Annotated in this window: 19 protein-coding genes; 1 reads left to right on the plus strand and 18 read right to left on the minus strand. The window is 35.2% G+C overall.

Features of this window, described 5'->3' with window-relative positions:
- The first annotated feature begins 76 nt into the window (after positions 1–76).
- Complete coding sequence (locus ESP02_RS00005; protein ID WP_038398962.1) at positions 77–1,237, plus strand: serine hydrolase; 1,161 nt, start codon at positions 77–79, stop codon at positions 1,235–1,237.
- A 38-nt stretch (positions 1,238–1,275) separates the two neighbouring features.
- Here ESP02_RS00005 and ESP02_RS00010 read toward each other — a convergent pair whose 3' ends face one another.
- The 18 genes from ESP02_RS00010 to rfbD all read right to left on the minus strand — a co-directional run bounded on the left by ESP02_RS00010 (position 1,276) and on the right by rfbD (position 23,700).
- Positions 1,276–2,223, minus strand: a complete 948-nt coding sequence (locus ESP02_RS00010; protein ID WP_146925954.1) for an NAD-dependent epimerase/dehydratase family protein — start codon at positions 2,221–2,223, stop codon at positions 1,276–1,278.
- A gap of 51 nt (positions 2,224–2,274) precedes the next feature.
- Positions 2,275–3,705, minus strand: a complete 1,431-nt coding sequence (locus ESP02_RS00015; protein ID WP_038398966.1) for a lipopolysaccharide biosynthesis protein — start codon at positions 3,703–3,705, stop codon at positions 2,275–2,277.
- Positions 3,706–3,738: 33 nt separating this feature from the next.
- Positions 3,739–4,674: a hypothetical protein gene (locus tag ESP02_RS00020; protein ID WP_038398967.1), complete on the minus strand. Its 936-nt coding sequence runs from the start codon at positions 4,672–4,674 to the stop codon at positions 3,739–3,741.
- A 12-nt stretch (positions 4,675–4,686) separates the two neighbouring features.
- Positions 4,687–5,511: a phosphorylcholine transferase LicD gene (locus tag ESP02_RS00025; RefSeq protein ID WP_038398969.1), complete on the minus strand. Its 825-nt coding sequence runs from the start codon at positions 5,509–5,511 to the stop codon at positions 4,687–4,689.
- An 8-nt stretch (positions 5,512–5,519) separates the two neighbouring features.
- On the minus strand, positions 5,520–6,902 hold the full coding sequence (locus ESP02_RS00030; RefSeq protein WP_038398971.1) for an O-antigen ligase: 1,383 nt from the start codon (positions 6,900–6,902) through the stop codon (positions 5,520–5,522).
- 15 nt (positions 6,903–6,917) lie between these two features.
- Complete coding sequence (locus ESP02_RS00035; RefSeq protein ID WP_038398972.1) at positions 6,918–7,895, minus strand: glycosyltransferase family 2 protein; 978 nt, start codon at positions 7,893–7,895, stop codon at positions 6,918–6,920.
- Complete coding sequence (locus ESP02_RS00040) at positions 7,888–8,955, minus strand: NAD-dependent epimerase/dehydratase family protein (RefSeq protein ID WP_080283912.1); 1,068 nt, start codon at positions 8,953–8,955, stop codon at positions 7,888–7,890. The genes ESP02_RS00035 and ESP02_RS00040 overlap by 8 nt, the downstream gene beginning before the upstream one ends.
- A 7-nt stretch (positions 8,956–8,962) precedes the next feature.
- Positions 8,963–9,664 (minus strand): 2-C-methyl-D-erythritol 4-phosphate cytidylyltransferase, encoded by a 702-nt coding sequence (locus ESP02_RS00045; protein WP_002310302.1) that lies wholly within the window; start codon positions 9,662–9,664, stop codon positions 8,963–8,965.
- Positions 9,661–10,533, minus strand: a complete 873-nt coding sequence (locus ESP02_RS00050; protein ID WP_010733399.1) for a phosphorylcholine transferase LicD — start codon at positions 10,531–10,533, stop codon at positions 9,661–9,663. Before ESP02_RS00050 ends, ESP02_RS00045 begins: the two co-directional genes overlap by 4 nt.
- Positions 10,534–10,712: 179 nt before the next feature.
- The gene (locus ESP02_RS00055; protein WP_038398974.1) at positions 10,713–11,753 is read right to left on the minus strand and encodes a glycosyltransferase family A protein; all 1,041 of its coding nucleotides are present in this window, start codon (positions 11,751–11,753) and stop codon (positions 10,713–10,715) included.
- A 19-nt stretch (positions 11,754–11,772) separates the two neighbouring features.
- Positions 11,773–13,164 carry a sugar transferase gene (locus ESP02_RS00060; RefSeq protein ID WP_002322621.1) on the minus strand — a complete coding sequence of 464 codons (1,392 nt, stop codon included), beginning with the start codon at positions 13,162–13,164 and terminating at the stop codon, positions 11,773–11,775.
- A gap of 292 nt (positions 13,165–13,456) precedes the next feature.
- Positions 13,457–15,595 (minus strand): glycosyltransferase family 2 protein, encoded by a 2,139-nt coding sequence (locus tag ESP02_RS00065; RefSeq protein WP_038398976.1) that lies wholly within the window; start codon positions 15,593–15,595, stop codon positions 13,457–13,459.
- A gap of 38 nt (positions 15,596–15,633) precedes the next feature.
- Positions 15,634–17,220, minus strand: coding sequence for a bifunctional 2-polyprenyl-6-hydroxyphenol methylase/3-demethylubiquinol 3-O-methyltransferase UbiG (locus tag ESP02_RS00070; protein ID WP_002375224.1), 1,587 nt, complete (start codon positions 17,218–17,220; stop codon positions 15,634–15,636).
- On the minus strand, positions 17,210–18,430 hold the full coding sequence (locus tag ESP02_RS00075; RefSeq protein WP_002289079.1) for an ABC transporter ATP-binding protein: 1,221 nt from the start codon (positions 18,428–18,430) through the stop codon (positions 17,210–17,212). Before ESP02_RS00075 ends, ESP02_RS00070 begins: the two co-directional genes overlap by 11 nt.
- Positions 18,431–18,441: 11 nt before the next feature.
- Complete coding sequence (locus ESP02_RS00080) at positions 18,442–19,248, minus strand: ABC transporter permease (protein ID WP_002289081.1); 807 nt, start codon at positions 19,246–19,248, stop codon at positions 18,442–18,444.
- A gap of 208 nt (positions 19,249–19,456) precedes the next feature.
- Positions 19,457–20,737, minus strand: a complete 1,281-nt coding sequence (locus tag ESP02_RS00085) for an EpaQ family protein (protein WP_002375226.1) — start codon at positions 20,735–20,737, stop codon at positions 19,457–19,459.
- A gap of 43 nt (positions 20,738–20,780) precedes the next feature.
- Positions 20,781–22,814, minus strand: coding sequence for a hypothetical protein (locus ESP02_RS00090; RefSeq protein ID WP_038398977.1), 2,034 nt, complete (start codon positions 22,812–22,814; stop codon positions 20,781–20,783).
- A 34-nt stretch (positions 22,815–22,848) separates the two neighbouring features.
- A complete protein-coding gene (gene rfbD / locus ESP02_RS00095) occupies positions 22,849–23,700 on the minus strand; it encodes a dTDP-4-dehydrorhamnose reductase (RefSeq protein ID WP_002375230.1) in 852 nt (283 codons plus the stop codon).
- Positions 23,701–23,797: the final 97 nt, after the last annotated feature.

The raw sequence follows: 23,797 nt of genomic DNA on the forward strand, positions 1-23,797 counted from the left end.
TCAAATTGTAAGTGGCAAATACTCTTTTTGAGGATTACAATGAAAAATAGTTAAAAATGGATAGAAAGGAATTAACATGTCAAAAGGAAAACATCGAAAAAAACAAAAAATTTCTATTTCTTTTCTTGTAATTTTATTATTGTCTGTCAGCTTCTTTTCAACAGGCATCATTATAGGAGGTCAATTAACAAAAATACCTCAGTCCCAAACTTATGAAACGGGGCCAGCACAACTTACTTCCAATTTAACGCCCGATGAGCAGATGCTTGCTAGCAAAATTGATCAATTACTGCAAAAATCAGATTATATCGGTTCGATTTATGTACGCAAAAATAATCGCGTACTATTAGAAAAAGGATATGGATACGCAAATCTGCGCATAAAAGAACCGAATTCACCTTCTATTTACTATCAAATCGGTTCGATTCAAAAAGCAATGACTGCTTTACTGATATTAAAACAAATCCAAGCTGGTAAGTTAACTTTTGACACAAAGTTAGCTGAATTTTATCCTCAGGTTCCTGGAAGTCAGCAAATCACAATCAAAAATATGCTTTATATGCGCTCTGGTCTTCATCGAACTGCTTCTCCCGACAAACCTATGTCGGATAGTGAAATCATTCAGTTCGCCCTACATCATTTGAAACTTACTGATTATGATACGTATCATTATGAACCATTGAATTATACATTGCTTACAGGGATATTGATCAAACTAACGAATCAGCCTTATGAAACTCTTCTAAAGAAAGAAATCATTCGTCCTCTCCATCTAGAACATACAGATTTTTATGACAATGTAAAAAATTCGCCTCAACATGCTGTATCTTACCAGATGTCTGCAACTGACGATTATTCAAAAGCATTGATCGAACCTGAAACCGACATCCGAAATGAATTAGGCACAGGAAACATAAGTATGTCTGTTTATGACTTGAACAAATTCTTTACCAGTATTCTTTCTGGCGGTATCATACCAAAAGAACTACTTTTCTCCTTGTGGCAAAATAATGGTGATAAACATCCTTACAGCGGCGGTGTTTACAGTGGAAATGATTATATCCTTGCTCAGGGAAATATCAATCGATTCCATGCAGTAGTAGCGATGAAAAAAGACACTAAAGATGCAATCGTCATGGAAAGTAATATCCAATCGGATAAGAACATCAAATTGCCGGCCACTGATTTAAGAAATCAGATTTATGAACTGATGGAAGGTGTTAATTTAAAAAGCTAAGTCGAAACAAAAAAACCAGCATCTTGCTGGTTTTTGTTTTAGTTGATTTCTGACTTTAAATACCGTTCCATTCCGCTCAATATATCAAATTTAGGCTGATAGCCTAAAGAACGAATTTTTGAAATATCTGCTAAAGAATCACGAATATCCCCTGAACGCTCCGCTTCATATTTAAGCGCTAGCTCAGTTCCTAAGATTTGATCAATTGAATGAATCAATTCAAGTAGCGTAGTGCTTTTTCCTGTACCGACATTGAATTGCTGTCCTAAAGCTTTTTCTTCCTTGGCAACAAGTAAAAGTGCTTGTATAACATCTTCTATATAAACGAAGTCTCTAGATTGGCTCCCATCACCAAATAAAGTAAATTCTGCTTTTTCTCCTACCAATTGTTTTTTGTATCGGTCCACTAGAATCGAAATGACTCCGCTATATGGAGAGTTCGGATTTTGATTTGGACCATAAACGTTAAAAAATCGGACAGCACTTGTTGGAACATCATACAAATGATGATAATCTAAAAAATACTGCTCTGCTGCAAATTTATCGATAGCATATGGTGTTAAAGGACGGATGACCGATTGTTCTTTTTTTGGCAGTGTTGGTTCATCACCATAAACTGCAGCTGATGAACTAAATACTAATCGTTTTAAATCAGATTGATATTTCCGTGCTAATTCAAGCAATAAAAGCGCACTGTCAAAATTTACACGATGTGTTTCTACAGGCCGTTCTACAGAATCTGCCACACTAGCTACAGCAGCTAGATGAAAAATATAGGCAAACTGATATTCTTTCATGATTCTTTCCATCAATTGAGGATCTGATACATTCCCCTCAATGAAAGTCACTTGTTTATCCATATCCAAGTTTTCTTTTTTTCCCATTGATAAATCGTCGACTACTACGATTTTGTTTTCTTTTCCCAAATAATTCGCTAGCGTTGAACCGATAAAACCAGCTCCGCCAGTAATCAATATAGTATCCACAAGTTTCACTCCAATTGCACATATTTATTTTCTATTAACTTAAATATCAAACTAATTATCGGCTTTCATTAGATGCCAAAATTCTTTGGCACTTTTTACCAAATTTTTTCTAATAATAAATATATATACTAAAAAACTAATTAAATAAACAACCATACTTAAGAACCCACCGTTGAATACTATGTTACCAATAATAAACAAGATTGTTAATACGGTTTCTAATATAATTTTACTTCCTACTTTTACATCTAAGTATTTGCATAAGAAAAATTCTGCAAGATTACATCTTAATGCTAAACTAAATAAAATTAGTCCTACTGCAAGCATTATATTTCCAACTAAGAAAATAATAACTATAGCAAACAACAATGTTAATGATAAAGTAAGTATATTTACAAACAAAATTGTTTTTTCCTTACGTATTGTTTTTAAATAGGTATTTATCAATAAAGACATTCTTCCCTCGTAAATAACAATAGGAAATAGAATTCCCATATATTGAAGACTATCAGCATATTCTGGTAACCACATGCTTAAAATATATCTAGCTGGAACATAAAAAATTAAAAAACTATACGTAATTGGTACAAACAAATCTCTTATTGTTTTAAATAACCATGGAAGTTTCTCTTTATTCGAACGACGTAGCAGTGGAAACATTACTATACCTATTGCATTAATAAACGTCAAAAACATATTAGAGATACTCAAAGTAAAAGATAGTTTACCGAAAATTTCAATTGTCCATCTTTGTTCTACAAAAAAACGAATTGAACCAATAATAAGCATACCTGCAATACTTGATAACATCAATTTACTACCAATATTGATATTATCAACAATTTCTCTTAAAACAGATTTAAATTTAAGTATATTTCTTTGCCAAACCATATCAGAAATTTGCATCATTCCCCATAAAGTGATGATTAGTTTTGAAATGATATCTAATATAATCAGCCAAAAAAAGTTTCGTCCGCCTATAAAAAAATAAATTCCTATCATTATTACATATAAATATCTGTCGCCACGAGATAATTGAGCATACTCTTTTATTCTGTTTGTTGATTGTAATACATATAATATAAATGTTTTCATTATCGTAATAACAGAAACTACTGCTGTTAAAGTCAAAATCATTTTCTTATACGATGGAGGCATGAAGAACTGACTAAAGATAATAACACCTACAGATAATAGGGTCTCAAAAAGGCATAAATACCAAAACTGCGAGCCTAGATTATCTTTATCTAGATTTTCATATTCTTCACCGCCAATTTTTAAATAGATACCATCTATCCATCCTAAATGCAAAAAACCAACATAAGAAGAATAAAACACATACAGTTGCCAGTAACTATATTCCCTTACTCCAAGCAATTTAGGCACAAATAAATTCAATAGTACGGAAATTGCTAAAGTTATGAAATTTGCTCCAACCGTATAATATAAGTTACGAAAAACCATTTTTGCCTTCGTGTTCAAGTTTTATCACATCATCTTTCTAAAAAACTATAATCATTTATCTGAATCAAATCGTATAAAGTTGTTGATCCAATTCTTTAGAGTGTATTTTTCTAATATTTTATCTGGTACCGGAATATATGGGGTATTTAAAAATTGTTTTAGTTCAGATAAAGGTCGTTCTGTTAGTAAAAAACAATTCTGCTCATTATAGAAATCCTGATATTTTACCATATTATTATTGGTTATTAATTTTACTCCCAAAAAAATCGACTCAATAGGTCTAAGAGACAGTCCTGTTTGATTTTCTTGAACAATATCTAATATCGCTTTCGAATTTCCTTCATAGTTTATTAGCTTCTCATAACTTAAAGGAGTTTCATAATTATACGTAGTTGAAGAATTACGATTGGAATCCACCACATAAATCATTGAATTTAACTCTAATTTTTCAAAAAAAACTTTTAGTTCTTGTAGATATGACAAACGTCCTTTATCAACTCCAATAAAACAAATATCTTTTACATATTTTTTTTCGTGTGAAGTAATTTTTAGTTTGCTAGTATCGATAAATTGATTATTATAGTTTAAAGAGAATTCTTCAACATCTTTTTTATCAAATGACCAGATTTCGCAATTTAGTCCATCAAAGAAGTCAATAGGTGTATCTACTGAAACAGGATTACTATACCAAATAATAATACGAACATGTGGATAATGTTTATTTACATACTTGATAACTGATTTTGAAAAAAAATGTGAATTTAGTATTAATAATTCTACGTCGCCTAATCTTTTTTTCCAATCACCGTAAGCAACACTAGAATATGTTGTATTTAAGGATTTATCAATATGATTTAAACATTTAATAAAAAAATTCCTCTTTTTAAAATAACTATTAACATCAATTCCTAAATCCATTGCTTCCGTAGAATAAAGAACAGATTTTTTGTCTAACGTAACAATCATGATATTCTTGTAATTAATCATTTTTTATCATTCCTATATTTTGTAAAATTGATATGGATGATGTGTAACTTGTTCATCTTCTGGTGGAAGTTCCATATAGTTGTTATATCTTAAAGTTAAGAATTTTTTTCTATCTTTAATTGCCCTAAATTTATGTCCTTCAAATTCTACATCTTCATATTCTTTGAACCAATCCGTTGGAAATACTCCCCATTTTTCATTAATGAATTCCATATATCCACAAAATTCTGCTTCTTCAAACGGATATTTTGTTACTAGAGATTCATATTTATTTTTCCAGTAGTTATAATCCCCTTGGCGAAGTAATTTACGATATTTTGGGTAGTATAAAATTCTTTTAGCTTTAGCTTTCAGCCAAGAACGTGAAATAGCATAAGAGTGATTCAAAGAAAAAACCATATTCGCTCGATATAATTCACAAAGTTCACCAAATTTTTTACGCTCATTCAAATCTGTTGGGAACCCATCAATGGGGAAGATATCAACAAAAACCCCCATATTTTTGTCTTCACTACTATAATATTGTTTACTTACTGCTTTTGTGCGTTTATCTATTAACTTAGCAAAAGTATAGCGATAATTATCAGTATTTTCCGGGCTTAAAAGAAGATAGTCTTCTTGTTTTTTAAGCAACTCAAGTAGTCGTTCATAGTTGGGCCTTGTTAAGACGATGTCTAAATCATCATCCCACGGAATATATCCCTTATGTCGTTCAACACCAATCAGACTCCCGTAAAAGATAGAATAATCAATATTGTGTTCTCTACATAATTTGTCAATATATACTAAGATATCTACGCTTATACGCTGGATATCTTCATTCGTTAGTTTTTCCATTTTATTATTCACTCACCTTTTACTTTAGTGTATTCAAATGCAGAAATTCCGCCTAAATACAACCAGAAAATAAAACTTCCTATTTTATTTACTAAAACGAGTTCTGTTAAAAACATAGCTGAAATCAAAATTGCAAGTACTGCCATGGTATTTAATACATACGAATCGTAGTCTTTTATAGTACGCATAAATAGTTGTCGCAATGTATTCCAAATCTTAATTCCAAGAAATACAAATAGCGGTATAGTCCCTAACAGACCTGTTGTTGCTAATAAATAGAAGATAAAATTATGGGAAGTTTGTTTTTTTGTTGCAATGAACGTATTCGGTAATTCTTTTTGAGCATAATTAACCAAATTACGAGGTGAACTCCCGACAAGCGGACTACTTTGAAAAATCTCAAACGAACTTTTCCATAAAGCAAAACGATTATTAGATACATCGTCCTTATTTACAACATCATCCCGTTTTAAACTGATAGAATTCTGATCTTTATCCGGACTTTCAGACTTTCTAGGAACATATCTTGCTGTTATATTGATCAATTTAGGGGCAGCATATTTCCCTGCTTCAGCAATTCCTAAAACAGCTCCAGTTCCAATAATCCCACAGATTACTGCCAATAATAATTTAGAAGCAATCGTCTTCCCAAATCGGTTATAGACAATAAAGAAGATAGCAAAATAAGCACACAATACCAAAGCAATCTCTGCTGTTCTTGATCCAGACAAAATGATGTAAGCAAATTGAAGAAGGATCGTAACTATGCTATATATTTTTGCCATTTTGTTTTTATTCGTCATTAATAGCTTTACAGCAAGAAAAATAACTGCTACAGAAGTTGCACCGGCAAAATTAGGGTCAGAAAAAACACCATACAAACGGTTCTCGACAAATCCTGCTCTAAACCCATTATAGAATTTATCTAACTCCTGTACGTAGGAATAATTTAACGCAAACATTCCTAAAGAGATAAGAGCTAAGAGATTCCAACAAGCAAGCAATATTTTTTCAAACATAGGAATGATTTGTTTGAAATGGTCCTCCCTACCTATACGAAAAACCACAAAGAGATAAATAAACTGCCAAATTACTAACTTGATATTATCGACGATTCCGGCAGGACCGTTTAAAAATGTGGATAATAGTATGGCTAGTATGAAAGCTAGAAGCAGGTAATCTGCTTTTTTCAAGCTAAAATTCTTAGTAAATATATCTACTGCAGTAATTAATGCTGCCCATACCGTAATCAGTGTAAACAGCAAGGTATCATATTTTGAGGGAATCAGACTGTAGTAATTGATGATACGAATAATCAGTGCTATCCCAAATATTAAAATAAACCCTTTTTTACTATATTCTGAGTATTTATGAAACTTAACAGAATCCATTTTTTACACACTCACCTAACTATTTTTACTTTTGTATTTCTCATCTTCCAAAATTGCAAGTTTCTTATACAATCTCACATTCAACTGCAATACAGTTGCAGCTATTTTTCTGTTTTTAGTGAAGTAGGGATTACGTAACACAAAAATATAGTTTCTCTTTAAATAGGTTACTATGTCTTTAGTGCCTTCATATTTGTTTTCAGAATTGCTGACTAAAATTTTATCTAAGACAATATAATGAGCCCAACAGACTCTCGTATGAACAATTTGTGATAAGCTAGGATACTTACTTAGAATCCATTTTTCATTGTTTTTCCATACATTAATAGTATCAATATTTTTTTCACTAAAATAATTTGTAGATATGCTATTCTCTCTATGAAAGTAATAATATTTTTGTCGACTATCTGCTACAACTTTGTTCGTTTGTTCTAGTATATCTAAAATCACAGCTGCATCTTCTGTGATTATATTTTCTGGATATCTAATTTTATTAAACAATTCTTTTTTATACAACTTGTTTACTGCATGTACTGAGAATGATTGTGCTTCTAATACAATCTTCATCGCCGAAACTTTGTCTAATACTTTATATTCTTCTGGAAGAACTCTTACTTTTTTACCAGCATATATATCGTAAATCCCACAAATAGAAAGATCTGCTTGTTCTTTGACAATGTTGTCATACAAAAGTTCATACATATCTTTTTCGATATAATCATCACTGTCAACAAAACCTAAATACTTTCCTCGTGCCACATCAATCCCGGCATTTCTTGCGCTACTTAATCCTCCGTTTTCTTTATGGATGACACGGACACGACTGTCTTTTGATGCATATTCATCACATATTTTACCACTGTTGTCGGGAGAACCGTCATCTACTAATATCACTTCGAAATCAGTAAATGTTTGTGCTAAGATTGAATCTACACATTTTCTTAAATAGGGTTCTACTTTATAAACAGGAACAATAATACTAATCTCACACATTTTGCTTCTCACCTTTAACTAATTCTACTGTGTGTATCAATGATTCTTTCAATTCAAATATTGGATACCAACCATTTTCTTTGATTTTCTTGTTATCAAGTATCGCTATGCTAGCTTTTGAAAAACCTTTTTGTTCAATCTCATCCGGCAATTCAAAAATTACTTGTTTGCCGCTGATATCAGCTAGCTGTTGTGCTAATTCTTTTAGTCGTAAATCAAAGTTTTCTGAAGAAACATTGTACGCCTCTCCTTTTTCTCCTTCAAGCAGTAAATGAAGAATAGCAGAAACAGCATCTCCAACATAAACATACGAAAAATACTGATTTCCTTCACTTTTTAAAACAATATCCTTTTGTTCGACTGCATTTAAAATAAATTGTGAGGATGCTTTCGTATCAGATAAAAGCATCGTCGGACCAAACGTACGGCAAAGCCTTGGAATCACGATGTCGAGGTCGTGTTTTGCGATGTAGGCTTGGCATAATGATTCACTGACTCTTTTTCCTTCAGGATAGCCTGCTCTCAGTGTATTACAATCGATATACCCGCAGTAATCTTCTGTGAATTTTTCTATATCGCCTCGATTTTCGCCATAAATTTCTACCGTTGATAAAAATAATACTCTCTCAGGCTGGGTTGCTACTGCATGTTTCAATACTTGCTCTGTACCTGCAAGATTAGTCATGATCGTACCGATTGGATCAGTTGCGTAAGCCTTAGGATGTGTGTTACTTGCACCGTGTATCAAATAGTCAGCTTGAATTTCTTTTGGTAAGGGTTCTGTGACGTCACCTTCAACAATTTCGAAAGTATCTAAGGAAAGATAACTGGCAAACCTTTTTTCAAGCTTCTGACGGTTTCTGCCCATAGCATATACTTTGATTTTGATGTCTAGTTGTTCATTAGCAGCCATCAACGTATCAATCAAAAAAGAACCGATCATTCCCGAAGCGCCAATCATCAGAACGGATTTGCCATGTAGCTGTTTTATTTTTGGTGTATGATTGATCACTTTTGCCAAATCTTTTTGGTACATTGGTTGTTTAATCAACGTCATCATCTTTCTCCTAGTCTTTCATTTTTAAATATGCTTTGAACAATTCTAGATCATCTGTTGTTGTCAATTTGATATTTTTATCAGAACCAGCAGCAAAATATAAAGTTTCTCCTAAATCTACCATCATGGTATTCGTATAGGAAGAATCAGTCATACCAATGTCTTCTTTCACTGCTCGGTCATATGCTGCCCGTAGTTTTCCGTATTGATAAGCTTGTGGAGTTGAGACACGCCGCAATGTGTTACGATCGACATACTGTTCCGTCGTTTCTTCTGTTTTCTTGATAAAAATTTGTTCATTGTAAGGTAGAGAGGTTACGCCATTACCAAATTCTTTACATTTAACGATTACATCTGACAATACTAGTTCGTCTACTAGTGGACGGATACCATCATGGATGATGATCGTATCATCGTCTTCAGAGTAATCTTTCAAAAACTGGACACCATTATTGATCGACTCTTGTCCTTTTGATCCCCCTGTAATGACCCATTGGACTTTGCTAATGTTGAATTCTTTGATATACGCCCACATCGTTTCTTCCCAGCCAGATTTACAAACGACTAAAATCCGATCGACCTGTGGATGTTTTTGAAATGATTCTAAAGTATAGATAATAATAGGTTTACCTTCAATTGTAATGAACTGTTTTGGGATATCTTGTCCCATACGTTTACCGACACCGCCGGCAATAATAATAGCTGTAATCATTTTTTTTCTGCTCCTTTAGTTAAATAATATTTTCCTTTGTACATTTTGTATGAATGTTCTGGGTCAATATAAACTGCTTCATGGTGAGAAACCTGATCTTTTTCAGGTGGAAGCTGCATATAGTCGCCAAAAACTTGACTTAAATAATGATCATAGCCAATTGGTACTGGCATCTCTGTATCTTCGAATGGTACCCACACAGCAGATTCAAAGTCTTTTGCAGGATAAACATTTCCCATATATCGTGGACCGACACAAAGTTCTGTAACGAAATTCGTCGGGTTATCATTGTATTTGGTCATCTGCTTTTCAGCATATCTCCATATTTTATACTTCGTTTTTGCGGGTACGCTATTTAACAATAACTTTCCAGCTAATTCCATTGCTTTCCCATGGTTTTGGGGTACTTGCTGACTTCGATAAATCGCATAGATCATTGCCCATATCTTTTGCTTTTTCCGTTCTGCTTGCTTTTCAGGTGCAGTATCTAACGGAAAAATATCTAATTGGATACCATGAGGGATATCTAAATCTTCCTGATACGTTTTGATAAAGGTCGTTTGGACGTTACGGATAGTTGTAAAGGAGTTCCGATCGTGATTCGTCAGAGTTGGTCTTAATAAAACAAATTTATCTTTTTGTGGGCCGGTTTCCCATAATTCAGCTAAGCGATCATAATCCCTTCTAGGCATGAAAAAATCTAAATCATCATCCCATGGGATAAAACCTTTATGTCGAATTGCTCCGATTGCGCCGCCACCACAAAAATAACACAACAAATCGTGACTTTTACAAAAATCTACAAAGTATTGTGCCATTTCGAGATTTACTTTTTGAATTTTTTTTAATTCAGGATCTGTACTGTACATTATAGTTGCCTCAACCATTCTTTTATTAATCTTCCCTATTTTCTCATAAATAGAGGCGGTTTTCAATCTTATGCAAGTGGTTCTTTCTTTACTGACTGAAAACGGATAGATAAACAGCTATTTTTTGTTTTTAAAAGGGTTGTGACAAAAGACAGTCACAACCCCTTATTCCGACTTTTTTAATAAACTCTCTTCAACAATGCCATGATGCTTGGCATTTTCACTTCCACAAAGCTGCCGGCTTTCACCGCAGATAATAAGAGAGGAGCTGGCAAATTATACAGCCATTTTGTTACTTTTTTCGCGCTGGAATCAGTCAATGCAACCTTTTTAGCTTCTTGGATGGCTGGATCATTCAAGATATGCATAGCTTCTTCTCTTTTTTCTTTGGCAGTTCGCTCAGAATTCTCATAAATAGAAAAAATGACAGAGGTTATTCCTTTTAAAAGAAGAGAAGCCATACCTGGTTTGTCTTTATCACTTGTCACGACATTTGCTAATTCATAAAATTCTTTAAAGGTTTCAAATTTATTCGGTTTGTATTGGTTGGTTATCCCTTTTCCACCTTCAAAATGATAGATATACTCGATTCTTGGATTCAATATTACTTGCTGACAATGTTCATAATAGTTCAAATTGAAGATACGGTCTTCACAACTGCTGTAATTTTTGAATAGAATCTGTTTTTCCATCAAGAGTTCCCTCTTGTAACATTTGTTCCAAACCACATACATCAGTTGCTGATTCATTAGATGATACATATCATCCACGAACTGTTCATGATTTGTATATTGGTATTCTGGAACAAGATAGTCCTTTTCCGAAATGATTTCTTCCCCGCTTAGCGTGCGGAATGTAAAAGAACTGATAAGCAAATCTGCTTCAGGATACTGTTCAAACAACTGCTGATAATCTGCTAAAATTTCCTTGACTGGCTCATCGTCTGCATCGAAAAATAATACATATTTCCCTGTAGATTGCTTGATGCCTTCATTTCGAGCAAGTCCAGGTCCTTGATTTTCGGTTGTAAAAAGTTGAAAATGACTATCTCCTTGGATAGCTGACTGAATCAGCTGCTCTGTTTTGTCAGTTGACCCATCATTGACCAAAATCACTTCATATTCTTCAAATGCCAGATTTTTTAAAACTTCTATTGTATGAACGATCGTGTCTTCGGCATTATAAACTGGAACAATTATACTAAATATCGGATGGCTCATTTCATTTCTTTCCTCCAGCTTAGCGATAAATTTTCTCTTGTGAAAAGTCGATTTCTGCTAATGAACTGATATTTTCATCTTCATCTAGTCCTTGTGAGGACATCTTATCAAATAAGATTTTGATTGTTTGAAGTAAAATCTTCAAATCTAATAGTAAGGAATACTTTTTGATATATAACAAATCAAAACGTAGTTTACTATTATAATCTGATACATATTTTCCGTATACTTGTGCATATCCGGTAATCCCTGCACGTACATTGTGTCTTAAATAATAATAAGGATTTTCTTCATTGAACTGATCAACGAAAAATGGTCTTTCTGGACGTGGTCCGACGATCGACATATCGCCTTTCAATACATTAAAGATTTGAGGTAATTCGTCAAAACGTACAGCACGGATAAATTTGCCTACTGGTGTCACACGGGCATCATTGCTCTTTGCCAAGACTGGTCCTGATTTTGCTTCAGCTGTTGCACTCATGGAACGAAATTTATAGATTGAAAATTCCTTTTGATTTTTCGTAATACGTACTTGTTTATAAATAATTGGTCCAGGTGAAGTTGTTTTTACCAAAATCGCTGTGATTAGCATAAAGGGTGAAGCGAGGATCAGTAAAATAAGCGAAACGATGATATCAAAGAGACGTTTGAATAATTCATATTCCGGCTGAATTTTGAAACCGGAAGCTTCAATGATACTTTCATCTTCGAAATTCATGATGTTCGGATTGATCATCGTTAAATTTTCAAAAGTTGTATTTAAAAATAGCTTTTTCTCTTTTTTAGTCACTAATTGATAAATATTGATTTTTTCATCTTCTGGGATTTTTGAAGCCAAGTAGACAATATCGATGTCATCAATCAATTTTTTTGTGTTTTCGTAATAATTGTCGATGACTACTGCTTCAACCTTATGTTTGTTGTTTTTCTTAGATTGAAAGTTTTGGATCGCTGGTGCGACATCTTTCTCCAAACCTACGATAAGTACTTTCTTATCACGACTGACTCTTAAGTATAGTTTGTAAACGACTATCCGATAAACGCTAAGTAATATCGTGCCAAGTATAAACGAGAGCACGATGACGCCACGCGGAAATGCAAACCAACGTCCAGCAAAAGTAACCACCATGATCCCCAATGCTATCAGCACCTGTCCAATAACAGTAATGAAGACGATATCACTGATCATTCGGTTATAGAATACATAAGCTCCTAACAAAATATTCAACGCAATAAAGATAATGGAAATAAAAACTGCTGAATGCTGAAAGGTCTCTAAGTTTCTTGCTGGGACTTCTCCTTGGAACTTCAGCAAAAAGCTAAGATAGATCGACACATTCAATACAAGTACATCCATGATGATAATGAATATCCTACGTGCCGCATTCCACTCCCCATTTTTATTCATATATACACTCCTAACCATAAAATAATGCCTCTATCATCTTACCATAGCAAAGTTTAAAAACCTAGTGAATAACCAAATTGTAAAGGAAATTAAAAGAAACTAGAAAAGGCAACTATTGTAGGCTTATATGTGTATTTCTGCCTAACAGAGAGTTGTACAAAAACCGTATCACACGCTTCCTACTGAATGGGTGTTCTTCCTATCATCTCTTCGGTCACAAGTTACAATATTCATATAATTAAATTAAAAGAACTGTATTTTCATCAATAAAAATGAAAATACAGTTCTTTAATCAATCAGGTCTCAACGAAAAATCGCCGATTCCTTCTTTAGTTAGATTATCGTTATAAAATGGGTCATGAGCAATATAAGAAGGCCACTTATCTTGCATTTTTTTGATTTCCCCAGCAAAACGTCTTTGTTTTTCTGGTGTATCTTCATAACCTCTTGATTTAGATTCGAAATGGTACAATTCTGCTTGATGTGCATAGACATTGTAACGACCCAGTTCATAAACTTTCAAGCACAAATCAACATCGTTGAATGCTACTTCTAATGTTTCATCAAATCCATTGACAGCATTGAAGTCAGCTGCCTTGACCATCATACAAGCTGCAGTGACTGCTAAGTAATTGACGTCAATGACCAATCGGCCGAAATAACCACAATGTGTTCGATCATAGTTATTCAATGCATGCCCTGCAACACCACCGATTCCTAATAATACTCCTGCATGCTGCGTTGTATCATCTGGATAAAACAGTTTTGCTCCTACACAGCCGATTCGATCAAACTGTGCATAAGAAACCATCGCCGTCATCCAATCTGGCTCAATCACTTCTGTATCGTTATTCAAGAATAAAAAGTATTTGCCGTTTGCTTTTTCTGCTGCTAAATTGTTGATTCGAGAATAATTGAATGGAATGTCAATCAATTCTACGATAAAGCGATCTTTCAGCTGATGCTTGTATTCTGCAAATAATTCTTGCATTTTTGGATCTGTACTTCCATTATCCGCAATAATGATTTCATAATTTGAATAAGACGTTTTTTCGATGATCGAATCCACACAAGTTTTTAGATCTTCATAGCCATTCTTCGTTGGAATGATCACACTGACCAAATCCTCTTGCAAGACGTCATAAGTAATCTCATAAAATCCAGAAATTCTGCCAGGACGTACGCTTCCTTTGATGTTCCTTCTAAACAGGGCATCTGTCAATGCTTTCACTCCGGAATCATAGATATAACTTTTGGCTTCGCCATTACTTGCAGTTGACCCTGGGATCGTCCGCCAATGATACAAGACTCGGTCAATGTGGTAAATATGATCTGCAGGGATTTGTTCTGTCACACGAAGGACCAAATCATAATCTTGAGAACCTTCATAGCCTTTACGGAAACCGCCAAGTTCTTTAACAATGCTTGTTCGATATACGCCTAAGTGAGAGATATAATTATTTCCCATCAATGTATCAGGAGACCAGTCTGCTTTGAAGTGCGGGTCAAAGCGATTGCCATCTGCATCGATTTTATCTTCGTCACTGTAGATCAAATCCAGTTCTGGATGTACGTTTAGCACTTTTGCCACTTCATATAATGCAAATGGCGGTAATTCATCATCATTATCTAAGAGTGCTATAAACTCTCCTTCTGCCATTTCCAATGCAGAATTAGTTGCCAGACTGATGTGTCCATTTTCTTGTCGGAAAACGACTTTGATTCTATCATCTTTTGCTTGATAGGATTCCAGACACTTTCGGATAGCTGGATCAGTAGAAGCATCATCACTGATACATAGTTCCCAATGATCATACGTTTGATCCAGTACCGAATCAATGCATTTTTCGAGCCATTTGATTTCAACGTTATAGACAGGCATAAGTATGGAAATCAATGGACGGTACGCAAATCCTTGTGCTTCTTTCCTTTGCTCTTTCAGATCTGGTTTCTCATGACGACTGATCCATTCTGCATAGTCGATCGATCCTGGCTTCAATTCCAATTTGACTCGGCGGATCGCTTTTTTTACGCCATGAGTCCTTGCATAATTTATCCCTTTTTTCAGTAATCTTTTTTTTCTTTCCCATGAAGATTCAATGCCGTCATCATAAGGGTATTTACCGTTTAATTTCACAGCTATGCCATTTTGATGTCTCGCTGTTTGGAAGTCTAAGATTGCTTTTCCTCTCATTTTCCCTGATAAACGTACCTTAAAACCACTTTGGGTCTTAACATCAAGATTATATAAATGATTGATATCCAATCTTACGACATGTGTTGCTTCAGCAATCACATTTTCTTTTTCTACCTTTATCGTAGGGATTTCTTTGGTCACTTCATCAATTGCCCAGCCCACAATAAGCAAATCGCCAGTGGCCCGTTCACGAGTGATTTGATCGATAAATACGGCAATTTCTTTTTTTTGCACGATTCGTTTACTCCTTATCTTTATAAGTTAATCATTATTTACATTTCAATGATCCATGATTGACCATTTTGAGCCACTGCTTCCACTAAGAATGAACGTTCTTGCTCGCAAAGGATTCGTAATTCAAATCCCGCTTCTGTTCCTTTTGCGAGCTGTTCTGCTTGATTGACTTCTTCTCGTGAAACAGGAATTGCTTCGAAAAATGGCGATTGGTCAGCTGATAACTTATAGGACAATGGCTGGCGATCCGAATTAGCGATTCCCCATCCGATAATTTTTAATATTTTTGTTTCTGCATCCCAGATTTTCTCGTCAATACATATAGAAAGCTCTTTTTCTTGAATTTTTTTCGATGTTTCTTTCTTACGTCGTCCTAGTCTATGTTTGATTGTCCATTCATCACTTTCCAACAATGTGCAATAGCGATTTGTGGTTGTTTTTAACGTATGGACTAGTCTTGTATTTTCCTCAAGAAGATGATGATTTTCTCTTTCTAATTCATCATTTTTCTCAGAAAGCTGCTTTGTGACTTCAGCCATGGGACGAATCGTTTCCAACAATTCTTTCATTGTTGGTGTCAATTCCCCGATAAAGCGATAGTGACAATGGATAGTCACTTCTTTCCCAGAAATATCCGTTAGAACGAACTCTGGTAATTCTTTCCCATCAAACAAATAACAATCATTTACTGTTTTGACTACAGCATTTGAATCAATAAATGTGAGTTTTTCTCCAGCAGCTTCTGCGCTGAATTCGATAAAGCTAGGTTGTTGCGCGAAGCGAAATACCATTCTTTCCGTTGTTTCTGATACGGGGAAACTTAGTGTCTCATTTTCCCCTGTGAAATTATTGAATGGTATTTGTTGGATTGTTTCATCTTGTTTCGTTTGCTGGGTTACTTCTAACACTTTTACATAATTAGAATTTTGTGGCTGTGCAATGGAACTTTGTGCTACTGGATGTTTCATCAATGAGAAAAAGTATTGGTAGACTTCACCAAATGGTCGCATTTTGAAATCATAGCGTACAGCTTCCGGCAATTCTTCATAAGTTGATTTTAATTCTGTATCACCTACAGCTAAGTACAAATAATCTTCAATATTAATGAATAATCCCGCTTTTTCAAAAACTTTTTGGAAGCCATCATGAGTATAAAAAGAATTATGGGTTTCATCTAAGAGACCATAAGAAGCCCACGGCAATTGGTTATTGAACAAATCGATCATGACAGAATTATGCGCCAAGTTAGGGAATGTAATCAGGATTTCTCCTTCTTCATTCAAAAATTCTCTGACTTTCTTCAATGTTTTTCCAGGATCTACCAAATGTTCTAAAACATCCGCAAACAAGACGTAATCAAATGTCTGTCCAGCATAATAGTTTGCCCACTCAAAACTTTCGATATCACCATAAAATCCATCTTGAGCAAATTCGCTGACAAAATCGAACAATTCCTTATCTAACTCAACAATGCTCACTTCACATTGTTTTGCTCCGATTAAATGTTTCGTTAATCGGCCGTTTCCGGGACCAAACTCTAAAACTTTACTTCCTGGTTTGATCTGTGCGGCAATTTTCCCCACACTGCTTTGTTCATCTAGGTCCATTTCAAAATCATATTTCATTGCTATGAGTCCCTTCTTCCCATTTATGGTCTAAGACCACGATGCCTTCTCCGATATAAGAACCGCTGACAAACAAGTTCATGTACTTTGTCTTATATACCAAAGGAACCGTTGCATTTTCTTCAAAGACCGCAACGTCAAAATAATATTCACCAGCTAACAAACCTAACTTTTCATACTCCAGATAAAAGATATTCTCTCCTTTTTTCCAAGGAATCTTGATACCATCTAGTAGAGTATTAAGTCCGCACACATAAAAATTGTCGACTGTTCGTAGCGCAATTCCTAAAACCGGATTTTTGATTGTATCATCTTTTACTTCATAAGTTACTTTAACGTATAGTTTTTCTCCTTGTTCCAGCATATCTACCGGATTTTTGTCTTTATCCAACAATTCCGCTTTCGTCACGTCGACGATATCTGGAGCGGCGAACCGTTCTACTTGGTTTTTATTCCGATCCACTGTTTTAACTGATTTTTTCTTTAAAAAGTTTTCATAATTCGTCGTTACTTCCATCGTATCGCCATATTCGACGACTTCTCCGTTTTTCAACCAATAGGAACGATCACAAAAACGGCGAATCGAACTGATATCATGAGAAACGAATAAAATCGTCTTTCCCGAGTTCTTGATTTCTGTAAATTTTTCCATACATTTTAGTTGAAATTCAAGGTCTCCTACTGCCAATGCTTCATCCACAATCAAAATATCAGGATTCACATTGATTGCTACAGCAAAAGCTAGACGAACGAACATCCCGCTTGAATAAGTTTTTACAGGTTGATAAATATGGTCGCCGATGTCAGCAAATTCAATGATATCATCGACCATTTCATCGACTTCTTCTCTTGAGAAGCCTAGTACCATTCCATTTAAATAGATATTTTCATAGCCAGAATACTCAGGATTGAATCCTGAACCTAGTTCTAGCAAAGCAGAGATTTTCCCTTCGATTTCCATCGTACCGGATGTTGGTGTCAGTACTCCTGTAATGATTTTCAACATCGTAGATTTTCCGGATCCGTTTTCTCCAACGAAACCGATCATCTCACCTTTTTTTATTTCTACATTCACGTTTTTCAACGCATAAAACACATCATGATAGGATTTCTTAAAAGGATTAAGTGCTTCACGAAATCGATCCGACGGTTTTGCGTACATATTATAAGATTTTGTGATATCTTTTAGTCTAATTGCATATTCTGTCATAGCTATTCTCCTTACAGCACATCTGAAAAATGTGGTTTCAATCTACGGAACACTGCAGAGCCGATTACGAACATTACTAATGTGAACACCCAGAAATACAAAGTATATGTTCCATGCTCCCAGAACCAAGCTTCACTTAAAAACGACTCACGATAGCCTTGAACAACATAGTACAGCGGATTTAATTTCAATATGCTTACAAGACCTGAGTCAAACTGGTTCGGGCTCCATAATATCGGCAATGTCCACATGATCAACTGCAGGACAATCGTAATCAATTGCATGATGTCTGGTAAAAATGGTTGGATGGATGCTGTCAGCCAAGTCAATCCTGTCAAGAAAGCACACATACAAAATAGATAGTAAATCAGCTGTAAAGACATGGCTGAAGGATATATACCATTTATAAGCGCAACAGCTATGCCAATCAGAATGAAGAATAAATGGGTGTACAGATTGGATAGGATTTTCGTCGTGGGCAAGATACGAATATTGAATACGACTTTCTTTACTAAATAAGTATATTCCCGAAAAACAACCGTAGTTGATGCAAAGGCATCAGAGAAGAAGAACCAAGGAATCATCCCTGTAACTAAATATACGATAAATGGGTATTTTGCATCGATCATTTGTGCTTTCAATCCAACGCCAAATACCAGCCAATAAATCAATACAGTAAATAACGGATTGATAAACGCCCATAAGATCCCTAAAAACGATCCTGCATATCTTGATTTGAAGTCATTGATCGAAAACTGTAGCAGTAATTTTCTGTTCTGATAAATGTCCTTCATAAATAAATACAAATCTTTAAACATTTGTGTTCCTCCAAGCGATTTCAGTGAATTACAGTCAAGTGCCATTTTACCATATTTTTGGTACCGAGCTGCGTTCTTATTTATTTCTTAATTTTCTATGATACAAGATTTTCTCTAACGTTTCTATTTTACAGAAGATGCTAGACAATTGCAATAAACCAAAAAAGGCTGCGACGGTTGTCACAGCCTCTCTCGTATTTTGCGCCTATCAATGATAGCGTTGGATCCTAGAAGAATGAGCGCTATCTGGTTGTTCCTCATAACTTGGATCCCCAGCATTCATGTCGTCATATGGCTCTTCTATGTCATAGTATTCTTCCACAACTTTCGTTTCATCATAGCGATGAACGGACATAGCCAACAGGATATAAATAATCGGAACCCATGGGTATGAAGTCAATGTATCCTCCATAAATGACTGCATCATCACCGCAAAAAAGGCCCAGATAAAAGTCATCTGCCCGTTGGATAAATCTGCTTTCAACGTTAAGCGACCAATAAAAAGGATAAGCAGTAAAGCAGCAACTCCAAACCCTATTAACCCATAGATATTCAAAATAGAATTATAACTATTGTGGTTTCCTAAAAATTGGTTTCCTCGTTGGAAGATGAATGTTTTCATCCCTAGTAAAACTTGCTCAGATTTTTCTCCTAGCGTCTGATAGAATTTATGCCAAATATCTTCTCGACCGGTAAACAAATTGACTTTTTCGGAAACAGCGGCTAGATAAGAAATCGGTAAAGCCAAAAGAATCGTAACCGTATAGGCAATAAACGGTGCACGAATGACACGCATCAATGATTTAGGTAAAAGATCCAATATTGCAAAAACAATCAATGCAACTAATGCGCCTCTTGATTGGCAGACCCAAATACCTAAAAAGGCAGCAACGACTGCTATCCCACCGATGATTCGAACATACCATCGTTCAAAAGAACTTGCAAATCCGCTGATCAATAAAGCAAGAGTCATCAAAGAACTTCCGATTGTATTCGTATTGATCCAAATATCAGAAAGCGAATTGCCTGGCGTCCAGATGCTTTGTCCTTCTGGTACTTGGATCTCTGTAAATACACGATATAACGTGATTCCGAGGAAGACCGTAAAGACAAGCAGATAAATCCCGCGATCCCATTTTGTCCACTCAATCCATTTAATTACTAAACAAAATAAAATAATCAAAGGAAACAGTAAATCTCCAAATAAAGACTCATTTCTTAATTCCCGAAAGTAAGAAAAGAAAATGAAAAGTGCAAGCGCAACACCTAGATAAAGAAAATCGACGCCTTTTGCTTTATAAACATTTAAAATGAGCAAAATAGCCACACTAAAAGTGATAAGTAGCGAACTGTTGTTATATATAAACAAAGTGGCTGGGAAGCTTAATCCTGCTGTCCAAACAAAAAAGACCAGCGTCAGCAACAAAAGCAAGAAACCAGCACTCATTTTGTTGACAAATTTTTGTACGATTGCTTGAATTATCTCCACTCTCCTTTCTAATAATACTTCAGGGTTATTCTCAGCTAGCCCATTACTGTAAGACTAGCTGATTTTCCTGAGTTTGTGTTTGTGGTACATCTGGATAATCCGGATATTCTACTTTAAAAATCATATAACCATCTTTATCCGGTCCATATAGTTGTGTGAATTGAGCTTCGTATAACTGATTGTAATCAGTTAACGGTCGTTTACTGATTACATAGTTGATCCCTAATTTTTCTGCGTCTTCAAAATTCAACGTGACTGAGAACATATCTGGACGATCTAAAATGAACTTTGTATCTTCCTTAGCGATAAAAGCTCTTGTGTGAGCATACCGATTATAATACTTCTCATATTCTTCTTTTGGATCGATTTTCTTCCATGCAGCCATATCTGGATAAAAGCGGACTGTATTGAAAGATTTCACACCCAAAGTTGGGGTGAAGTTATACAGTTCATCTTCAGTCAACCAGACTTTGCCAGGGTCTTGTTGATCGATTTTTCGGATTTCTTTTGCCAGTGTTTTTTCAAAAATCGCTCCAGTACCTTCTACGACTGGATTGACAAAAAAACCAGATGCGATGATCACGCCGGCAAAAGCAAGATAAAACAAGCGTCTCCAGCCAAATAATGCAAAAGCTAAAATCACTGTTCCCAACACAGCAACTGCGATGGTTTCGAAATCTGAAAAATAATTATCCATCTTCGAATGAGTAATTGCATAGAAATAAGACCATGCGTTTACTGCCAGTAAAATGAATTTATACCAAATAGGAATAACATCTTCTCTCCAAATATAAGCGATGAACCAAATTGATAATAGGCAAGCCGCAAAACTAAAAGTAAGGATGGCTCTTAAAGGAGGAACATAAGACAGCAGAGTAATTTCTGCTAGCCATTTTGGCAATCCAACGGTAATCCAAAAGATAGAAAACAGACAAAAAATCATCAAAATACGTCCCAATAACTTTTGTTCACTATCTTTTTTGCCAAATAACACAAATGGACTGGCTAGGAATACAGTTGGAAAGAAGTGATAGAACAAAGCCACTTCAGAGTTATTCGAATAGTTGATGTCTTCAAAAGGGATTTTCCAGTTTGTCAGGAAAGAAAAAAATTCGCCAATCGTCCACTTTCCACCGGTGCTGACTCGTTTTCCTGGATATAAGGTATCCAAAGAAGCTAACAATGCGTCTTTTGACGTCAGCCAGAAATGAACCATGACTCCGCCAATAAATAAAACTGCCCCTCCAATCAACACTACATCCAACAGATCCCAAGAAATTTTCTTGCTGTAGTAAATAAGCAAGCCAACAAAATAAAAAATCAGCAAGTACGCCAGCATCACTTGATGGGCTGGGTAAATCACTAAAATAAACCCAATACCGAAAATAACCACCAAAAACATCATCAACGTTCGCAACCATTTTTTATCATGATTGTAGAAATAATGATAAAAAGCAGTCATCAGTCCCAAAGTAAAGAAAATCAAATCGCCCACATGCTGCATGAACCACCACTGGACTGCTGGAGAAAACGTCAGCGCAAATGCACCGATCAGCGATAGAGCTTTTTTTCTCTTCGTTAATATCATCAGTACTTCGAATCCAAGCAAGACCATGACGACTAATTTCATCGCCCAATAAAAGGAAAGGCCTCGATCTCTTCCGAGGAAAAAGAATCCCCAGTTGAATGGTTTTCCGATAACCGTAATATCCTTTACAGGAGAATTATACGCAATGATCATATTTTGTCCGTTCAATGAATAATCTTCGTTCACCAACGGAAAGTCCTCTTCAGCTTGTGAGAGGTAAAAAGGTGTCTGCACCAGCCATTCATCTGACCGCACTTCCCGATTCTGTCCAAAAATCACATCAGTTTTTTTCCCATCGTCTCTTTGCGACACATATTTATCCCAAACACCAAGTGAACTTCCGTTTAAATTAAAAGTAACAATGACCACGATGACTAAAACACCAATAAGGTATCGGAGTTTTAGAAACAGGTCAAGCACCAAATTCGAATCTGCCTGATTCGCTTTTGGTTTTTCTTTTCGTCGTGCACTTCTTGTTTGTTTTTCCATATCATGCTCCAAATTCTATTTGATAAAAAGGAAATTACTTATTCATTTTTTTGGCAGCTTCCAGCATTTGCGCAAGTGCTTCTTGCCAAGTTGGTATGGCAAATCCTAACGCTTCTGTCTTTTTCAGGCTCATGACTGAATACTGCGGACGCGTTGCTTTTTGTGGAAATTCTTCTGATGTAACAGGCGCTACTTCCACATCTGTATCTTTCAATATTTCTTTTGCAAATTCATACCAAGAACAGCTATTTTTGTTCGACAAATGATAAATACCGAATGGTGCTTTTTCTTCGATAACATATACCATAAATTCTGCCAAAGTACGTGTCCAAGTTGGCCGCCCGAACTGGTCATTTACTACAGTCAGTTTGTCGCGGGTTTCCGCTAGGCGTTGCATCGTGAAGACGAAATTGTGTCCATAAATCCCGAAAACCCAAGAAGTTCGAATGATATAATAGTCTTCTAAAATCTCTTCTACTGCTTTTTCACCTAATAATTTCGTACGACCATATTCATTTAGCGGATTCGTTTGGTCATCTACTTCGTACTCTACATTTTTGTTTTTTCCATCGAAGACATAGTCTGTACTGATATAGACGAATTGAGCATTCACAGCTTTTGCTGCAAGTGCTACATTTCTTGTGCCATCGACATTGATTTTCTCATCTAATTCTTTTGCTTCTTCTTCTGCTTTATCTACTGCTGTGTAAGCTGCACAATGGAAAATAACATCCGGTTTTAATTCTGTAATATAAGCCATTGTTTTCTCAGCATCTGTGATATCCAAGTCTTTTGCATCTGTTGAAACATATGGCAGATTTTTTTCATCTAATAAATGGCGCAATTCTGTACCTAATTGTCCATTTCCTCCAGTTAATAAAAACATATGGTTATCCGCTCCTTGATTTTTATTTTAAAAAAGAGACAGGCGAGCGCCTGCCTCACATGTGTTTTTCCATTAATACAGTGAAATTTCCTCTGTA

This window comes from Enterococcus sp. NBRC 3427 (genome assembly GCF_007996925.1).
GTDB classification, from domain to species: domain Bacteria; phylum Bacillota; class Bacilli; order Lactobacillales; family Enterococcaceae; genus Enterococcus_B; species Enterococcus_B lactis.

What these genes read in the sequence shown, in the direction of transcription:
- ESP02_RS00080 (WP_002289081.1), bottom strand. Translation starts at nt 19,248, where the DNA reads ATGTTTAAAGATTTGTATTTATTTATGAAGGACATTTATCAGAACAGA.
- ESP02_RS00060 (WP_002322621.1), bottom strand. Translation starts at nt 13,164, where the DNA reads ATGAATAAAAATGGGGAGTGGAATGCGGCACGTAGGATATTCATTATC.
- ESP02_RS00045 (WP_002310302.1), bottom strand. Translation starts at nt 9,664, where the DNA reads ATGATTACAGCTATTATTATTGCCGGCGGTGTCGGTAAACGTATGGGA.
- ESP02_RS00030 (WP_038398971.1), bottom strand. Translation starts at nt 6,902, where the DNA reads ATGGATTCTGTTAAGTTTCATAAATACTCAGAATATAGTAAAAAAGGG.
- ESP02_RS00070 (WP_002375224.1), bottom strand. Translation starts at nt 17,220, where the DNA reads ATGAAATATGATTTTGAAATGGACCTAGATGAACAAAGCAGTGTGGGG.
- ESP02_RS00040 (WP_080283912.1), bottom strand. Translation starts at nt 8,955, where the DNA reads ATGATGACGTTGATTAAACAACCAATGTACCAAAAAGATTTGGCAAAA.
- ESP02_RS00075 (WP_002289079.1), bottom strand. Translation starts at nt 18,430, where the DNA reads ATGACAGAATATGCAATTAGACTAAAAGATATCACAAAATCTTATAAT.
- ESP02_RS00020 (WP_038398967.1), bottom strand. Translation starts at nt 4,674, where the DNA reads ATGATTAATTACAAGAATATCATGATTGTTACGTTAGACAAAAAATCT.
- ESP02_RS00025 (WP_038398969.1), bottom strand. Translation starts at nt 5,511, where the DNA reads ATGGAAAAACTAACGAATGAAGATATCCAGCGTATAAGCGTAGATATC.
- ESP02_RS00005 (WP_038398962.1), top strand. Translation starts at nt 77, where the DNA reads ATGTCAAAAGGAAAACATCGAAAAAAACAAAAAATTTCTATTTCTTTT.
- rfbD (WP_002375230.1), bottom strand. Translation starts at nt 23,700, where the DNA reads ATGTTTTTATTAACTGGAGGAAATGGACAATTAGGTACAGAATTGCGC.
- ESP02_RS00055 (WP_038398974.1), bottom strand. Translation starts at nt 11,753, where the DNA reads ATGAGCCATCCGATATTTAGTATAATTGTTCCAGTTTATAATGCCGAA.
- ESP02_RS00050 (WP_010733399.1), bottom strand. Translation starts at nt 10,533, where the DNA reads ATGTACAGTACAGATCCTGAATTAAAAAAAATTCAAAAAGTAAATCTC.
- ESP02_RS00090 (WP_038398977.1), bottom strand. Translation starts at nt 22,814, where the DNA reads ATGGAAAAACAAACAAGAAGTGCACGACGAAAAGAAAAACCAAAAGCG.
- ESP02_RS00035 (WP_038398972.1), bottom strand. Translation starts at nt 7,895, where the DNA reads ATGTGTGAGATTAGTATTATTGTTCCTGTTTATAAAGTAGAACCCTAT.